The organism is Bacillus cereus group sp. MG9 (assembly GCF_040459995.1).
Taxonomy (GTDB): domain Bacteria; phylum Bacillota; class Bacilli; order Bacillales; family Bacillaceae_G; genus Bacillus_A; species Bacillus_A mycoides.
Genome location: NZ_JARVHC010000001.1, coordinates 38497 through 53280, shown reverse-complemented (window position 1 = coordinate 53280; position 14784 = coordinate 38497). Strand labels below are relative to the sequence as shown.

Here is a 14784-nt window from a genome sequence, read left to right as displayed (position 1 = left end):
AAGCTTGGTTACGTCTCATTCTATCCAATTAATTGAATAATACACTTACAGATTCTTCTTCGTATACACGAATGATTGCTTCTCCGATTAATGGAGCAACTGAAAGTTCATGTACTTTATCAATTTTCTTCTCTTCTGGTAATACGATAGAGTTCGTTACAACTAACTCTTTAATATTCGAATTTTGAATACGCTCAATTGCTGGACCAGATAATACTGGGTGTGTACAGCAAGCATATACTTCAGAAGCACCGTTCTCAACAAGAGCGTTTGCCGCTAATGTAATTGTACCAGCTGTATCAATGATGTCATCAATTAAAATTGCTGTTTTGCCTTCAATGTTACCGATAATGTTCATTACCTCTGATACATTCGGACGAGGACGACGCTTATCAATAATAGCGATTGGCGCTTTTAGGCGATCCGCCATTTTTCTAGCACGCGTTACACCACCGTGATCAGGAGATACGATTACGATATCTTTAAGGCCTTTTGCTTCAAAGTAGTCTGAAAGAATCGGTACACCCATTAAGTGGTCGATCGGGATATCAAAGAATCCTTGAATTTGCGGAGCATGTAAATCTAGAGTGATTACACGAGTTGCACCTGCTGTTTCAAGCAAGTTTGCTACAAGTTTCGATGTAATTGGTTCACGAGAACGCGCTTTACGGTCTTGACGCGCATAACCATAGTAAGGAATAACAATATTAATTGTTTTTGCAGATGCACGTTTTAATGCATCAATCATAATAAGTAATTCCATGATATGTTCGTTTACTGGGAAGCTTGTAGATTGAATAATGAATACATCGCAACCACGGATACTTTCTTCAATGTTAATTTGAACTTCTCCATCACTAAAACGATCAACAGAACATTTTCCTAGTCCTACTCCAATATGCTTTGCGATTTGCTCAGCAAGTTCCTTATTAGAGTTTAAAGAGAATACTTTCAAATTAGAATTTAGATATTGAGTCGACATCTAGATTAACCCTCCACATTATGATTTTTTCTTATTCAGCAATTGATCAACATAGTCTTCTTTGTTAACTTGACGTGCACGTGCTACTGATAATGCTTTTGATGGAACATTCTCTGTTATTGTAGAGCCTGCTGCCACATAAGCACCATCTTCAACTGTTACAGGAGCAACAAGGTTTGAATTACATCCAATAAATACCCCGTTACCAATTACAGTTTTAAATTTATTCTTGCCGTCGTAGTTCACCGTAATTGAACCACAACCAAGATTCACGTCTTCTCCAACTTGTGCATCCCCGATATAACTTAAGTGTGAAGCTTTACTTCTATTACCAAAAACAGTTTTTTTGATTTCTACGAAGTTTCCAACGCGCACTTCATCTCCAATAACTGAATCTGGGCGAATATGTGCAAATGGACCAACTGATACTTCTGTACCAAGTTTGCTGTCATGTACAGTAGATTGACGAATTACCGTACGATCTCCAATTTCACTATCGCGAATTACTGTATGCGGTCCAATTTCACAATCAGAACCAATTACAGTGTTCCCCTCAATAACCGTTCCTGGGTGAAGAACTGTATCACTACCAATAATTGCATCCGCAGAAATGTATGTGTTACTTGGATCAATAATTGTAACACCATTTACCATGTTCTTTCTGTTGATACGATTTTTCATAATAATTTCCGCTTGCGATAGAGCGACTCTGTCGTTAACACCTAACGTTTCATCGAAGTGCTCTGTTTGATAAGCTGATACAATATGACCTTCATTTTTTAAAATTTCAATAACGTCCGGAAGGTAATATTCGCCCTGTACATTATCATTTGAAACTTTAGAAAGTGAAGCAAATAAAGCTTTATTATCAAAACAATACGTACCTGTATTGATTTCTTTAATAGCTAATTCTTTTTCATTTGCATCCTTATGCTCAACAATCTTTTCAACATGACCATTCTCATTACGAACGATACGGCCATATCCAGCAGGCTCTTCTATGTACGCTGTTAGTACCGTCGCCATTGCTCCCGCTTCTTCGTGTTGCTGAAGCAATGCTTCCATCGTTTCAGCAGTTATTAGAGGTGTATCACCACAAATAACTAAAGTTGTTCCCTCTTCATTTGCAAGTACACTTGCAGCTTGATCGACAGCATGAGCTGTACCAAGTTGTTCTGCTTGTAATGCAAACTCACTTACGTTTCCTAGCTGTTCTTGTACCTTTTCAGCACCATGTCCAACGACTGTTACAAGTTTCTGCAATCCTAATTGAGATACTTCATTGACTACATGTTGTACCATTGGTTTTCCACATACAGGATGCAGCACTTTGTATAGCTTGGACTTCATACGTGTGCCTTTACCTGCAGCTAGAATCACTGCAAATCTGTTTGACATATAGACCCTCCATCGCAACCTATTTATCCATTAACGATATTATCCTAAATCATCATATATTTCAAGAAACACATTATAACTATTAAATTTTACCATAATTCTTATAAGATGTTTTACTCTTTAGTATCTTTTTTAAGGAATAAGCTATACTATTTTAAATGATTTTGAAAAAATTAGAAGTTTTTCATCTTTATTTTTTCAAAATATGAATTTTTATAATTAGAAACGTGTATTATTCAAAAAAAAACAAACTCCTGTAAATGCTTACAGGAGTTTGCTACAAAATTATAAGACTTTCTTTCAAAAGCCCTTTTCATTCGAATTTTACGAAGCGCCTGCTTCTTCAAACTCAACCTCTTCTAACTCGCCTAAACGATGATACTCTGTTAAAACCGCATCTTGAATTTTAGAGCGTGTATTAGAATTAATTGGATGTGCAATGTCACGGAATTCTCCATCTGGAGTACGTTTACTTGGCATTGCTACAAATAATCCATTATTACCATCAATTACACGAATATCATGAACAACAAATTCATGGTCTAGAGTAATAGAGGCAATTGCTCTCATGCGGCCTTCTGTGTTTACGCGGCGTAATCTTACGTCAGTTACTTCCATCTTGTGTTCACCACCCTTTTCTAAATAAGCGATATATTTGTATAAATTCCACAAAATTTCTATTTTTCCTTTAATTTTTTAAAAATTTTTAAGATAAAAATTTTTATTGTAGTTGAATATAAGGATTAGTAGAGGTTATCGCTTACAAAGAGTTACTTAACTAGGGCAATTACTTCGATTTCAACAGAAACATCTTTCGGTAATTTTGCTACTTGTACACAAGAACGCGCTGGTTTATGAGTAGAGAAATAAGAACCGTATACTTCATTAACAGCATTAAAATCATCCATATCCTTCAAGAATACTGTTGTTTTTACCACTGTATCAAATGAAGCACCTGCTTCTGCTAATACCGCTTGTAAATTTTCAAATACTTGCTCTGTTTGTACTGTTACATCTCCTGTTACAAGTTCTCCACTTGCCGTTAACGGAATTTGTCCTGAACTATAGAACATATTATTTACAATAATCCCTTGTGAATATGGTCCGATTGCCTGTGGTGCTTTGCTTGTTTGAACAACTTTCATACTTTTCACCCTTTTATTATTTATTTTTACTCTTTAAAAATAGTGTACCAAAGGCAGTTTGTCCATCTATTTTGTAATTTATAAATAGGAATAAAAAAAGGTAAAGCTATCTGCTTTACCTTTTTACTCAGCCTCTACAAGCCCTTTATCAAATGGTGCAAGTGCATAATTCCCCTTTTCCACTTGAATCGCTTTTTCTTTCACATCAACTTCTGACAGACGAATTAATGATACAAAGTTATTAATAAGTCTTTCTTCAATATCCGTAGACTCTACTAATACGCCAATCCCAACAACATTAGCTTTAAACTCTTCTAGCATGCTCATCATACCTTGAATGGTTCCGCCAGCTTTCATAAAGTCATCAATAATTAAAACATTGGACCCTTCTGGAAGGCTACGCTTTGCTAAAGTCATCGTTTGGATTCGCTTAGAGGAACCTGATACATAGTTAATACTAACAGTGGGTCCTTCTGTTACCTTATTATCTTTTCTCGCAATTACTACCGGTACATCTAAGTAGTTCGCTACTGCATAAGCAAGCGGAATTCCTTTTGTCGCTACCGTCATAACCGCATCAATTGGTTGCCTAGCAAAAACAGAAGCAAATAAACGACCTGCGCCATTAATCTGGCGAGGATTACTTAAAAGATCCGTCATATATAAGTAACCGCCAGGCAAAATACGGTCTGGGTTTTCAAATAAGCTACAAAGCTCGTTAATAATCAGATTTGCCTCTTCTTCACTTATATAAGGAATATATTTCACTCCTCCTGCTGCTCCTGGTACCGTTTGCAATGTGCCGACACCTTGTTGTTCAAACGTTTGCTTAATAATAACTAAATCTTCACTAATGGAAGATTTAGCCGATTGATACCTTTCAGCAAAAAAAGTGAGAGAAACTAGCTGACGAGGATTTTGTAACAAGTAATACGTCAGATCGACCAATCTTGTACTTCGTCTAATTTTCATACTCTCACCTCAAATCACGAATATTCTAAACAAATCATAACGTATTATACGTCTTTATTCAAGCGTTTCTCGCTCTCCTAATAAACGCACTGCATATACTTGCTCGCAAAATCCTTTTAACCCGTTATATATGCGGTGCATTCGCGAATCATGGTGTACAAGACCAAATACAGTTGGGCCACTTCCACTCATTAATACGGCATCTGCCCCAAAGCGTTTCATCTGTGATTTAATACGTGCAACCTCGGGATGCATCGCAAACGTCACATCTTCTAAAACGTTACCAACAGTATCACAAATTCCTTTATAATCGCCATGGTTAATGACTTCAACCATTTTATCTACATTTGGATGAGTAACACGATTTAATTTTAAATTTCCGTACACGTCAGCAGTAGATACACCAATGTGGGGCTTTGCTAAAACAACCCAACAAGAAGGCGGAGTCTTTATATGTTCAATTTCTTCTCCTCTTCCAGTGGCAATAGCAGTTCCACCATATACACAGAACGATACATCTGATCCAATTTCTGCGCCAAGCTTTGCTAATTCATCGATTGTTAGCCCTAAATTCCATAACTTATTAAGGCCACGTAATGTCGCTGCTGCATCACTACTTCCACCTGCTAATCCAGCGGCTACTGGAATCGTTTTTTCAATAGTAATAGACACACCTTTTTTTACATTAAACTTCACTTTTAATAATTTCGCTGCTTGATAAGCTAAATTGCGTTGGTCGTCTGGGACATACCGATTATGGGACAAAATTTCAATACGGTCTTCTGCTAATTCCGTTAGCTCTAAACGATCTGCCAAGTCGATTGTTGTCATAATCATTTTCACTTCATGATATCCATCTTGTCTTTTTCCCAGTACATCTAACGACAGATTAATCTTTGCTGGTGCTTTCACTAGTAGCTTCAATCTATTCACCCACTCTATGTACTCAATCTTTTATCGTTTATTTTACCATAAATTTATAGTAAGACGATGACACTTCCCTAATTATATCGAAAAGCATTCAGAATGAAACTACTTATGTCAAATGATGGCACCTTTTAGCGTGCAAAAAGCCGAGGAATCTCTCCTCGGCTACCGTAGCATAGAAAGTATCTTACAACTACTGGTTTCGTTTCATTAATTGCTGTTCTGCAATTTCTATAGCACGTTTCACCATATTACCAGCATCTTTCGCACGAATTCCGCCCCATCCTTCTTTCTGAACAACATCATAAAATCCAAGCTCTTTTGCAAGCTCTTCTTTAAATTGATTTGACATGACTCCTCTTCGTCTACTCAATGCAGAGTCCCTCCTTATTTTGCTACGGTATAATTAGTATGCAAAATAATATAGCTTTTCATTTATGGGAATATATGTAACGAAAAATACATTAATTATAAAATACTTCATTTTGAGATTCATCGTAAAATGTTAGCTCTACTGTCTCTGTTAAAACATCTGCATAACTATAAGATACACGTTGCAATGCATCTTCTTGCTGGTCTAATTGTACAACAAACACAGAACGATACGTTTCTGCAAGTACACCTGATTGCTCCACAGTTTTTCTTCTCCCACTATTTGCCTTTAACATAAGTCGCTGTCCAAGATGGTGATCTAATTCGCTTTTAATTTCATCTAAACGTTTTGACATATACTTTGCTACACCTCGCTGTAATTTAGATTGAACACTTAAAACACGATATATCTATCCCAATTATTAACCGCAATTCACAGACAATATCATTATAAAAGCATCATGCGTTCAAATAGATAGAAGAAATACTATATTCTAAAAGTATCATTGTATAGTCTGCACGTTCTTGCCGCTTTTTATCCAGACTCATTTAAATCATTTCCACATAAAAAAGCAAGATACGTATGTACCTTGCTCATTCGTCATAATGTTGAAAGGGCAATCCTGTTCGTAAAATCCCTCTTGTTTCAATTCCGCCTAGTCCCTTTTCGCCAGTAATTGTATTACGCACAACGTCCCATACATTTACTCTTTCCATAAATGAAGTGAAACTAATTTTGCCAACTACATATACAGGATCTAGAGCATGAATATTAATTCTAGACGGTGAACTAGCAAAATTAGCACCTGCCCGAATCAACGCCTCAAAGTGTGATTGACAAGCCCCAGCAAAAATAACGAGTTGATCTAACGATGGATACTTTTTCCGCACTTCTCGAACGGCCTGTACAAAATGTCTAGAATGTCTATATGCTGCTAAATCTCCCATAACTCCTTTTGACTTTGTATATGCATCATGTCCTGTAATAACTAAAATGTCTGGGCGAAAATGATCTATTAAGTCTACTACCTTTTCATGCATCTCCGTTTCCTTACAATGAATACCTTGAACAGGAACGCCTATTTTATTATATAAATCTAAGCACTTGCGCAAATATAAAGGATCTCCATCTATATGCAATACACGTCCTGGCATTTGAAAATAATTCACTTCACTTGTATATCCACCAGTTGAATTATGTTCATGTCTTTGTTTCATCAACACGTAATCTTGCTGAAACAACCGGTAAGTACGCTCCATCGTTTCTTTTTCACGCTTCACTCTATTTTTATGTTCTCGTTGATCTATACTAACTAAATCTGCAAGTGGTGCATCCGCCACAAGTCTAATTTCCTCTCCAAATAATATTGCCATATCGCCTTTTATTTCTATAATACGAAAAAGAATATCCCTATTATGAGAATATCGTTCAACTAATTCTCCAACATGTAAATCCATTCTCCTACCTCCAAACTCCAAACTCGTTAGGCCATCTTACCTGTTTTTAAAGTATGAATTTAGGAAAGGAAAGGTGACAAAAGGGACAGCTCAAGTTGAACTGTCCCTTTCATATTCTTATGACAATTTATGAAGAATTAATGCATTACTTAATGTTGCAAACTCTTCGATAGATAGCGTTTCGCCTCTTCGCTTCGGATCAATTCCTACTTCTATCAAAATTCGATCCAACAGCTCTTTATCTTTCGGGAAACCATTTAAATTATTTGATAAATTATTCATTAAAGTTTTACGACGCTGTGCGAAACTTGCTCGTACTACTTCAAAGAAGAAAGTTTCATCTGTCACTTCTACAACTGGTTTAGGACGCTTTAGAAGACGGATAATCGCAGAATCAACATTTGGTTGTGGCACAAACACTGTACGCGGTACAGTCATAACTGTTTCTACCTCTGTATAATACTGAATGGCAATTGATAAAGAACCATACTCTTTCGTTCCTGGTTTAGCAGCTAAACGATCCCCAACTTCTTTTTGCATCATAACAACAAATCCACGAACCGGTAATTTTTCTTCAAGCAATTTAAATAAAATTGGCGTTGTAATATAGTATGGTAAGTTAGCTACTACCATTACATCTTGTCCTTCTTTAAATTGCTCACTAAACACTTCATGTACATCTGCTTTTAGTACATCTTTATTTATAACTGTAACGTTGCTATATGGAGCTAACGTCTCGTCTAAAATTGGTAATAATCTCTGATCAATTTCAAAAGCCACTACTTTTTTAGCACGCTTTGCCAATTGCTCTGTTAACGCACCGATACCTGGTCCAATTTCAATTGCGCCACTTTCTGAACCGATTTCTGCGTGATCAACGATACGATTTAATACATTCGTATCAATTAAAAAATTTTGTCCTAAACTTTTTTTGAATGAAAATCCATACTTTTCAACAATGTCTTTCGTACGATTTGGTGTTGCGATATCCTTCATTTTTTTTCCTCCTGTATTACTTGCTTATAAGCTTCTGCAAATGATTCCTTTGAAACCTGAAACATTTGTAAACGTTTATGTAACTGTTTTGCGTTTGTATAACCAATCTTTAATAGCTTACCCACTCTTTCTCTGCGACTCTTTGCCATTTCTCCGCCCACTAAGCCCGCATCGACTAGATCACTCCAACTAATTTCACTTGTGTAAGCTTCCATTTCTTCATGTATATTCTCTAAAGCACGGCGAATCGACTCATTAGAAGCATGTTCGATTCCAACACCTTTTTTCCTTTTAGCAAGTGCTTCTTCCTTCGTTAAAAAAGCATGCTTACATCCAGGAACCTTGTCAGAAATAATTTTTCGAATACGCTCTCCAGGATAATCCGGATCTGTGAAAATAATAACGCCTCGTTTTTGCTGCGCTAATTTAACTTGCTCAATAACGTGATCACCGATTGCTGAACCGTTCGTTTCGATTGTATCCGCATCAACAGCACGTTTAATCGCAACTGTATCATCTTTACCTTCTACAACGATAATCTCTTTAATTTTCATGCTTGCCTCCACACTCTTTTCATCTCTACTTAGTAAAACAAAAAAATGACGACTTTTCCATTATTATTTTCCAAATCGTACATTTTAAAAAGTAGAAGAGAAAAATCTTTGTTCACTATCCTTATTGTAACACTTCTATCTCCATCTTAATTTATCCGCAATATTTCTACACTTATGTTATGAGTAAATAGTGGGTTCTTATCACTTCTACTATCTCTCTTCTCAAAAAACAAAAAAAGAATGGGACTCCCCATTCTTTTTTATTCAACACCAAATAAGGATTTGGCATTCTTTGTTGTTACTTGTGCTACTTCGTCATAAGAAATTCCTTTTAAATTCGCAATTTCTTCTGCTACCAGTTTTACATAACTAGGTTCATTTCGTTTCCCTCGAAATGGGTGTGGTGTTAAATACGGGCAATCTGTCTCTATCAATAATTTTTCTAACGGAATCTCCATAGCAACTTCTTTCGGTTTCTTGGCATTTTTAAATGTTACTGGCCCACCTAATGAAATTAAAAAGTTCATATCGACACATCGCTGCGCTACTTCTACACTACCGCTAAAGCAATGCATAATGCCCCCTACTTCAGCTGCATTCTCTTCCTCTAGGATATCAACAATATCTTGAGTTGCATCGCGGTTATGTATAATAATCGGTAATTTCACCTTTTTCGCTAATGCAATTTGTTTACGGAATACTTCCTTCTGTATTTCTTTTGGAGACTTATCCCAGTGATAATCTAATCCCATTTCCCCAATTGCAACTACTTTAGGATGAGCCGCTAATTCTTCTAACCAAGCTAAATGTTCTTCTTTCATATCGATTGCATCAACAGGATGCCATCCAACTGCAGCGTAAATAAAATCATAAGCCTCTGCTAATTCAATTGCTTTCTTTATCGTTACTTCATCAAATCCAACAACAACTGTATATGTAACTCCCGCTTCTTTCATTCTCGCGATAACTTCTTGTAAATCTTCTTCAAATTGCTCTGCATTTAAATGTGAATGTGTATCAAACAACATAATAAATAACTCCTTTTATATTGAAATCAATTCTCTCATAGAAAAACTACACTCTTTCTAACTTAACGATAACAATACTTCAATTTTAATGCAAAAAACGGAATGTAAAAAGAAAAAAGACGCTTCACCAATGTTACACGTGAAACATCTCTTTTCTTGTCTCAATTACTTGATTTTTGTACCATTTGGTAAATTCTGGTCAATTGATGCTAATGACAATACGCCATTCTCTTCACCTGCTAAAATCATACCTTGTGATAATTCACCACGTAATTTTACAGGTTTTAAATTCGTTACACAAATAACCTTTTTACCTTTTAGTTCTTCTGGGGAATAGAATTTAGCAATCCCAGAAACCACTTGGCGCTTCTCTGTACCTAAATCAAGCTGAATTTTTAACAACTTATCTGCTTTTTTCACAGGTTCAGCGGATATTACTTCAGCTACTCGTAATTCTACTTTAAAGAAATCATCAATTGTAATTTCTTCTGCCTTTGGTTCTTCTGCTTTTTTCTCTTCTACTTTAGGAGCAGAACCTTGCATTTGTTCTTTAATATACCCCACTTCTACTTCCATTTCCAAACGAGGGAAGATTGGGTTTCCTTTTTCTACTTTTGTTCCAGCTGGAATACATCCAATTGTAGATAGGCTTTCCCAAGATTTATGCGCCTCTTCAGTAAGTCCAAGTTGAGCAAACATCTTACTTGGTGCTACTGTTAGGAATGGCATAAGCATAATACCTGTTTGACGAAGTACCTCAGCTAAGTGGGCCATTACAGACGCAAGTTTTTCGCGATCATTCTCATCCTTCGCTAATACCCACGGCTGCGTTTCATCAATATATTTGTTCGTACGGCTAACTAATTGCCAAATGGAACTTAGCGCTACAGAGAATTCCATATTCTCCATTGCCTCTTCTACTTTTTTCAATGTATCTTTGGCAAATGTCACTAACGTTTCATCGAACTCAGTTACATTTGCTTTAAATGCAGGGATTTCCCCGTTAAAGTATTTATCAATCATAGCTACTGTACGATTTAATAAGTTACCTAAATCATTCGCTAAATCAAAGTTGATTCGTTCAACAAATCCTTCTGGTGTGAATACTCCATCAGATCCAAATGGAACTTCGCGAAGTAAGTAGTAACGCAATGCATCTAATCCGTAACGATCAATTAGTGTAACTGGATCTACTACGTTTCCTTTTGACTTACTCATTTTCCCATCCTTCATTAAAATCCAGCCATGAGCAAAGACTTTCTTCGGAAGTGGTAAATCTAAAGCCATTAAAATAATTGGCCAATAAATTGTGTGGAAACGAACGATTTCTTTCCCAACTAAATGGACATCTGCTGGCCAGAATTTTTTATACTTCTCTTCATTTTCTGTTCCATATCCTAATGCAGTAATGTAATTAGACAACGCATCTACCCATACGTAAATAACGTGTTTTGGGTTACCTGGAACACGAACTCCCCAGTCAAATGAAGTACGAGAAACAGCTAAATCTTCTAATCCTGGTTTAATGAAGTTATTAATCATTTCATTTTTACGGGACTCCGGCTGAATGAAATGTGGGTTATCTTCATAGAACTTTAATAGTCGGTCTACATATTTACCCATTCTAAAGAAATAAGACTCTTCGCGAACAAGTTCTACAGCGTGACCACTATCTGGGCTTTTTCCACCAACTACTTTGTCACCTTCCATAATTGGATCTACTAATTGATGCGCTGTATAGAATGTTTCATCTTGTACAGAATACCAACCTTCATATTCATCAAGATAAATATCGCCTTGATCTACTAGCTGCTTGAAGATTTTCTCAACAACATCTTTATGACGATCTTCAGTTGTACGAATAAAATCATCATAAGAGATATCCATCTTCTCCCAAAGTTCTTTAATCCCTGATACAATGTTATCCACATATGCCTGTGGTGTAACATTTAGTTCTTCTGCTTTCTTTTGGATCTTCTGTCCATGCTCATCAGTTCCTGTTAAATAATGAACATTGTATCCTTGCATACGCTTATATCGTGCCATCGCATCTCCTGCTACTGTCGTATAAGCATGTCCAATGTGTAACTTTCCACTTGGATAATAAATTGGGGTAGTAATATAAAAGGACTTATTTTCCTCTTTCATCGTTTTGGACCTCCCGAATAACCTCATATGTATTTATAAACAGTATATCAAAAACTCATATATAAAGTGAAACTTTAATCCGTGGGGAGGGTTCATCCCCCATGGATTATTAGCTCACACCAATCGGGCTTTTACGAGCAGTTGATCTCCCACTTAACTTCTTTGCTCCGGCTAAATTTTGAAGTGGGAGTCTTACTGCTCGCAAATAGCGGGATAAAAACGAGTTAATGCTCGATATCTTTATCATCTATTACTCATATTCAAAAAAAATATACAATGTATTTCCCGAAAAGTATAAACATTACAAAAAATAATACAAAACAATTGTAGAAATGACTTACATTCTATCATATATAAGAAGTATAAAAATCTATAAATCTTTTTTAAAAATATAGAATTTAATAATTGACGGAAATGTAAATGATTGGTATCATATGTCCATAGGGTATTTTGTCGAAAAATGACGAATCAAAAAAATAGACTCGAAACTTATAAACTATTTATTTAGGAGGAAAAGAATTATGAAATCTACTGGTATCGTTCGTAAAGTTGATGAATTAGGTCGTGTAGTAATTCCAATCGAATTACGCCGTACTTTAGGTATTGCAGAAAAGGATGCTCTTGAAATCTACGTTGATGATGAAAAAATCATCTTAAAGAAATATAAACCAAACATGACTTGCCAAGTAACTGGTGAAGTATCTGATGGTAACCTATCTTTAGCTGAAGGTAAAATTATCTTAAGTAAAGAAGGCGCTGAACAAGTCTTAAACGAACTTCAAGATTATATCGAAACAGCAAAATAAGCTTCTCAATTATGAGAAGCTTATTTTTTATCCACATGATAGATTTGATATACGTCTCGTTTCGACAAATCTCGATCTTTAGCGACTGTTTTTATCGCTTCTTTTGAATTCATACCTTTTTCATTTATATAATGTTCAATATGATTATATACTGAAATAGCTTCCCACCATTGTTCTTCTGGAGTAGGTTCTTCTGTTGAACCTGCTACTAAAATACAAAACTCACCACGAACTTCATTTTGCTTCGTCCACTCAATCGCTTCTTCAATTGTTCCACGAATAAACTCTTCAAATTTTTTCGTTAGCTCACGACATAATACGATTTCCCTATTTCCTAATACTTCTTGCATAGAGATTAAAGTATCATCTAAACGATGTGGCGCCTCATAAAACATCATTGTAGTTGGAATATAGCGTAGTTTTTCTAATTCAAGCTTACGTCCCTTTTTATTTCTTTGCAGGAAACCATAGAAATAAAAATGTTTTGTCTCAAGTCCTGATGCAATCAATGCTGTAAGGGCTGCATTTGCCCCAGGAAGCGGGATAACATGATATTGTTCTGCTACAGCCTCTACAACGATATCATAACCAGGATCTGAAATACATGGCATACCAGCATCGCTCACAATGGCTACAGTCTTACCTTCTTCTAACTTATCTAAAATTTTCCGTCCACTTACTCCTTTATTATGCTCATGATAACTCATAACTGGTGTTTCAATTTCAAAGTAATTACAAAGTTTCTTCGTTTGCCTTGTATCTTCCGCTGCAATAATGTCTGCCTCTTTTAAAATTCGGATTGCACGAAATGTCATATCCTCTAAATTTCCGATTGGAGTCGGTACTAAATATAAAACTCCCTTTTCATTTTGCTGAAAGCTTTTTTGCTGCCACATAGCGTTCTCCTTTTTGCATATATTCTTCTTTTTTTTTCCTCGTTAACTGCTTAAAGTGATACTCAGCTTGCATAGCCGTTCGTTTATCCTCATGATCCTCTACATATTTTAAAACAACTGGAAGTCTAGCGCGTGTATATCTAGCACCTTTTCCACTATTATGGGTCTGAATCCGTTTTTCTATATGATTCGTGTATCCAGCATAATAACTTCCATCAGAACACTCCACCACATAAAAACAATGCTTATTCTTCTCCATATAAAATTGAACGAAGCTCCTTTGTATATTCATTGTTTTCTTCATATACAAAAAGAGGTGGTAAGATTTTTAAATCAGCATTCCCATCCTTAATTCCTTCAATTAACAATGTATTCGCTTCTTTACCAGCCTTAGGATAAACAAATCGCACACGTTTCGGTTCAATTTTGTATTTACGCATTAATGTGACGATGTCGAGCAAACGACCTGGACGATGTACAAATGCTACTTTCCCACCCTGTTTCACTAGCTGGCTACTTGCGTATACAACATCTTCTAGTGTGCACATAATTTCATGACGAGCTATCGCTAAATGTTCATTCATATTCTTCTCAGAAGTTTGTGGTGTTTGAAAATAAGGAGGATTACATGTTACAACATCATATTGATGACGTCCAAGTTTCTCCGGCATATCTTTCAAATCTCCATGGATTAAATGAATTCTTTCTGCTAAATTATTGTATTGAACGCTTCTTATTCCCATATCATATAAGCGCTCTTGAATTTCTACACCTGTAATTTTCCCTTTTGTCCTTGTACTTAATAAAAGAGGGATAACTGCGTTACCTGTACACAAATCAAGTAAATTACCTTTTTGAATTGGCACCCAAGCAAAATCTGCAAGTAAAACAGCATCCAAAGAAAAATTAAATACTGATGGACTTTGTACAATCTTCATATCTTGCGCTAATAAGTAATCTAAACGCTCATCTTCATATAAATTCATATATTGCTCCCTTTCTTACACTTAACCTACCCTATTTCATCTTCTATTAATGTAAAAATAAATTTCATTCTACTCTCATGTATAAAAAATTACCTTTCCAATTATATTGGAAAGGT

The 14784-nt window shown here is 35.8% G+C and carries 17 protein-coding genes; 1 reads left to right on the top strand and 16 read right to left on the bottom strand.

All coding sequences use genetic code 11. The annotated features are described in order from the left end of the window. Positions 1-28: 28 nt before the first annotated feature. The 13 genes from QCI77_RS00285 to metG form a co-directional block, all read right to left on the bottom strand. On the bottom strand, positions 29-982 hold the full coding sequence (locus QCI77_RS00285; RefSeq protein WP_002091580.1) for a ribose-phosphate diphosphokinase: 954 nt from the start codon (positions 980-982) through the stop codon (positions 29-31). Between the two features lie 18 nt (positions 983-1000). Next, positions 1001-2380, bottom strand: coding sequence for a bifunctional UDP-N-acetylglucosamine diphosphorylase/glucosamine-1-phosphate N-acetyltransferase GlmU (gene glmU, locus QCI77_RS00280; protein ID WP_002091584.1), 1380 nt, complete (start codon positions 2378-2380; stop codon positions 1001-1003). Between the two features lie 324 nt (positions 2381-2704). Then, positions 2705-2998, bottom strand: a complete 294-nt coding sequence (gene spoVG, locus QCI77_RS00275; RefSeq protein ID WP_000454042.1) for a septation regulator SpoVG — start codon at positions 2996-2998, stop codon at positions 2705-2707. A 152-nt stretch (positions 2999-3150) separates the two neighbouring features. After that, complete coding sequence (locus tag QCI77_RS00270) at positions 3151-3525, bottom strand: RidA family protein (RefSeq protein WP_000869819.1); 375 nt, start codon at positions 3523-3525, stop codon at positions 3151-3153. Between the two features lie 123 nt (positions 3526-3648). Further along, positions 3649-4497: a pur operon repressor gene (gene purR, locus QCI77_RS00265; RefSeq protein WP_002091587.1), complete on the bottom strand. Its 849-nt coding sequence runs from the start codon at positions 4495-4497 to the stop codon at positions 3649-3651. A 54-nt stretch (positions 4498-4551) separates the two neighbouring features. Beyond that, positions 4552-5421, bottom strand: coding sequence for a 4-(cytidine 5'-diphospho)-2-C-methyl-D-erythritol kinase (gene ispE, locus QCI77_RS00260; protein ID WP_012260164.1), 870 nt, complete (start codon positions 5419-5421; stop codon positions 4552-4554). Positions 5422-5617: 196 nt separating this feature from the next. After that, a complete protein-coding gene (gene sspF / locus QCI77_RS00255) occupies positions 5618-5797 on the bottom strand; it encodes an acid-soluble spore protein SspF (RefSeq protein ID WP_002094215.1) in 180 nt (59 codons plus the stop codon). Positions 5798-5888: 91 nt separating this feature from the next. Further along, on the bottom strand, positions 5889-6152 hold the full coding sequence (gene veg, locus QCI77_RS00250; RefSeq protein WP_002009653.1) for a biofilm formation stimulator Veg: 264 nt from the start codon (positions 6150-6152) through the stop codon (positions 5889-5891). Positions 6153-6390: 238 nt separating this feature from the next. After that, entirely contained in the window at positions 6391-7254 is an 864-nt protein-coding gene (yabG, locus tag QCI77_RS00245; RefSeq protein ID WP_002009651.1) for a sporulation peptidase YabG, read from the bottom strand. Positions 7255-7371: 117 nt separating this feature from the next. Further along, the gene (rsmA, locus tag QCI77_RS00240; protein WP_353824394.1) at positions 7372-8250 is read right to left on the bottom strand and encodes a 16S rRNA (adenine(1518)-N(6)/adenine(1519)-N(6))-dimethyltransferase RsmA; all 879 of its coding nucleotides are present in this window, start codon (positions 8248-8250) and stop codon (positions 7372-7374) included. Further along, the gene (gene rnmV / locus QCI77_RS00235) at positions 8247-8804 is read right to left on the bottom strand and encodes a ribonuclease M5 (RefSeq protein WP_002029323.1); all 558 of its coding nucleotides are present in this window, start codon (positions 8802-8804) and stop codon (positions 8247-8249) included. Before rnmV ends, rsmA begins: the two co-directional genes overlap by 4 nt. Positions 8805-9064: 260 nt before the next feature. Further along, positions 9065-9832, bottom strand: a complete 768-nt coding sequence (locus tag QCI77_RS00230) for a TatD family hydrolase (protein WP_002009645.1) — start codon at positions 9830-9832, stop codon at positions 9065-9067. A 165-nt stretch (positions 9833-9997) separates the two neighbouring features. After that, entirely contained in the window at positions 9998-11980 is a 1983-nt protein-coding gene (gene metG / locus QCI77_RS00225; RefSeq protein ID WP_002029324.1) for a methionine--tRNA ligase, read from the bottom strand. Positions 11981-12501: 521 nt separating this feature from the next. On the opposite strand from metG, the gene QCI77_RS00220 reads away from it, so the two are divergent. Further along, complete coding sequence (locus tag QCI77_RS00220) at positions 12502-12786, top strand: transition state genes transcriptional regulator AbrB (RefSeq protein WP_000843037.1); 285 nt, start codon at positions 12502-12504, stop codon at positions 12784-12786. Between the two features lie 20 nt (positions 12787-12806). On the opposite strand, the gene rsmI is transcribed toward QCI77_RS00220, so the two are convergent. Genes rsmI through QCI77_RS00205 form a run of 3 tightly spaced genes read right to left on the bottom strand, consistent with a single transcriptional unit; the run spans position 12807 to position 14668 of the window. After that, positions 12807-13682, bottom strand: a complete 876-nt coding sequence (rsmI, locus tag QCI77_RS00215) for a 16S rRNA (cytidine(1402)-2'-O)-methyltransferase (protein WP_002143972.1) — start codon at positions 13680-13682, stop codon at positions 12807-12809. Next, complete coding sequence (locus QCI77_RS00210; protein ID WP_002130207.1) at positions 13651-13941, bottom strand: GIY-YIG nuclease family protein; 291 nt, start codon at positions 13939-13941, stop codon at positions 13651-13653. The genes rsmI and QCI77_RS00210 overlap by 32 nt, the downstream gene beginning before the upstream one ends. Beyond that, on the bottom strand, positions 13928-14668 hold the full coding sequence (locus QCI77_RS00205; protein ID WP_002029328.1) for a tRNA1(Val) (adenine(37)-N6)-methyltransferase: 741 nt from the start codon (positions 14666-14668) through the stop codon (positions 13928-13930). Before QCI77_RS00205 ends, QCI77_RS00210 begins: the two co-directional genes overlap by 14 nt. Between the last annotated feature and the right edge of the window lie 116 nt (positions 14669-14784).

What these genes read in the sequence shown, in the direction of transcription:
- QCI77_RS00230 (WP_002009645.1), bottom strand. Translation starts at nt 9,832, where the DNA reads ATGTTGTTTGATACACATTCACATTTAAATGCAGAGCAATTTGAAGAA.
- rnmV (WP_002029323.1), bottom strand. Translation starts at nt 8,804, where the DNA reads ATGAAAATTAAAGAGATTATCGTTGTAGAAGGTAAAGATGATACAGTT.
- rsmA (WP_353824394.1), bottom strand. Translation starts at nt 8,250, where the DNA reads ATGAAGGATATCGCAACACCAAATCGTACGAAAGACATTGTTGAAAAG.
- metG (WP_002029324.1), bottom strand. Translation starts at nt 11,980, where the DNA reads ATGAAAGAGGAAAATAAGTCCTTTTATATTACTACCCCAATTTATTAT.
- spoVG (WP_000454042.1), bottom strand. Translation starts at nt 2,998, where the DNA reads ATGGAAGTAACTGACGTAAGATTACGCCGCGTAAACACAGAAGGCCGC.
- QCI77_RS00205 (WP_002029328.1), bottom strand. Translation starts at nt 14,668, where the DNA reads ATGAATTTATATGAAGATGAGCGTTTAGATTACTTATTAGCGCAAGAT.
- yabG (WP_002009651.1), bottom strand. Translation starts at nt 7,254, where the DNA reads ATGGATTTACATGTTGGAGAATTAGTTGAACGATATTCTCATAATAGG.
- QCI77_RS00285 (WP_002091580.1), bottom strand. Translation starts at nt 982, where the DNA reads ATGTCGACTCAATATCTAAATTCTAATTTGAAAGTATTCTCTTTAAAC.
- QCI77_RS00220 (WP_000843037.1), top strand. Translation starts at nt 12,502, where the DNA reads ATGAAATCTACTGGTATCGTTCGTAAAGTTGATGAATTAGGTCGTGTA.
- QCI77_RS00270 (WP_000869819.1), bottom strand. Translation starts at nt 3,525, where the DNA reads ATGAAAGTTGTTCAAACAAGCAAAGCACCACAGGCAATCGGACCATAT.
- rsmI (WP_002143972.1), bottom strand. Translation starts at nt 13,682, where the DNA reads ATGTGGCAGCAAAAAAGCTTTCAGCAAAATGAAAAGGGAGTTTTATAT.
- veg (WP_002009653.1), bottom strand. Translation starts at nt 6,152, where the DNA reads ATGTCAAAACGTTTAGATGAAATTAAAAGCGAATTAGATCACCATCTT.
- purR (WP_002091587.1), bottom strand. Translation starts at nt 4,497, where the DNA reads ATGAAAATTAGACGAAGTACAAGATTGGTCGATCTGACGTATTACTTG.
- glmU (WP_002091584.1), bottom strand. Translation starts at nt 2,380, where the DNA reads ATGTCAAACAGATTTGCAGTGATTCTAGCTGCAGGTAAAGGCACACGT.
- QCI77_RS00210 (WP_002130207.1), bottom strand. Translation starts at nt 13,941, where the DNA reads ATGGAGAAGAATAAGCATTGTTTTTATGTGGTGGAGTGTTCTGATGGA.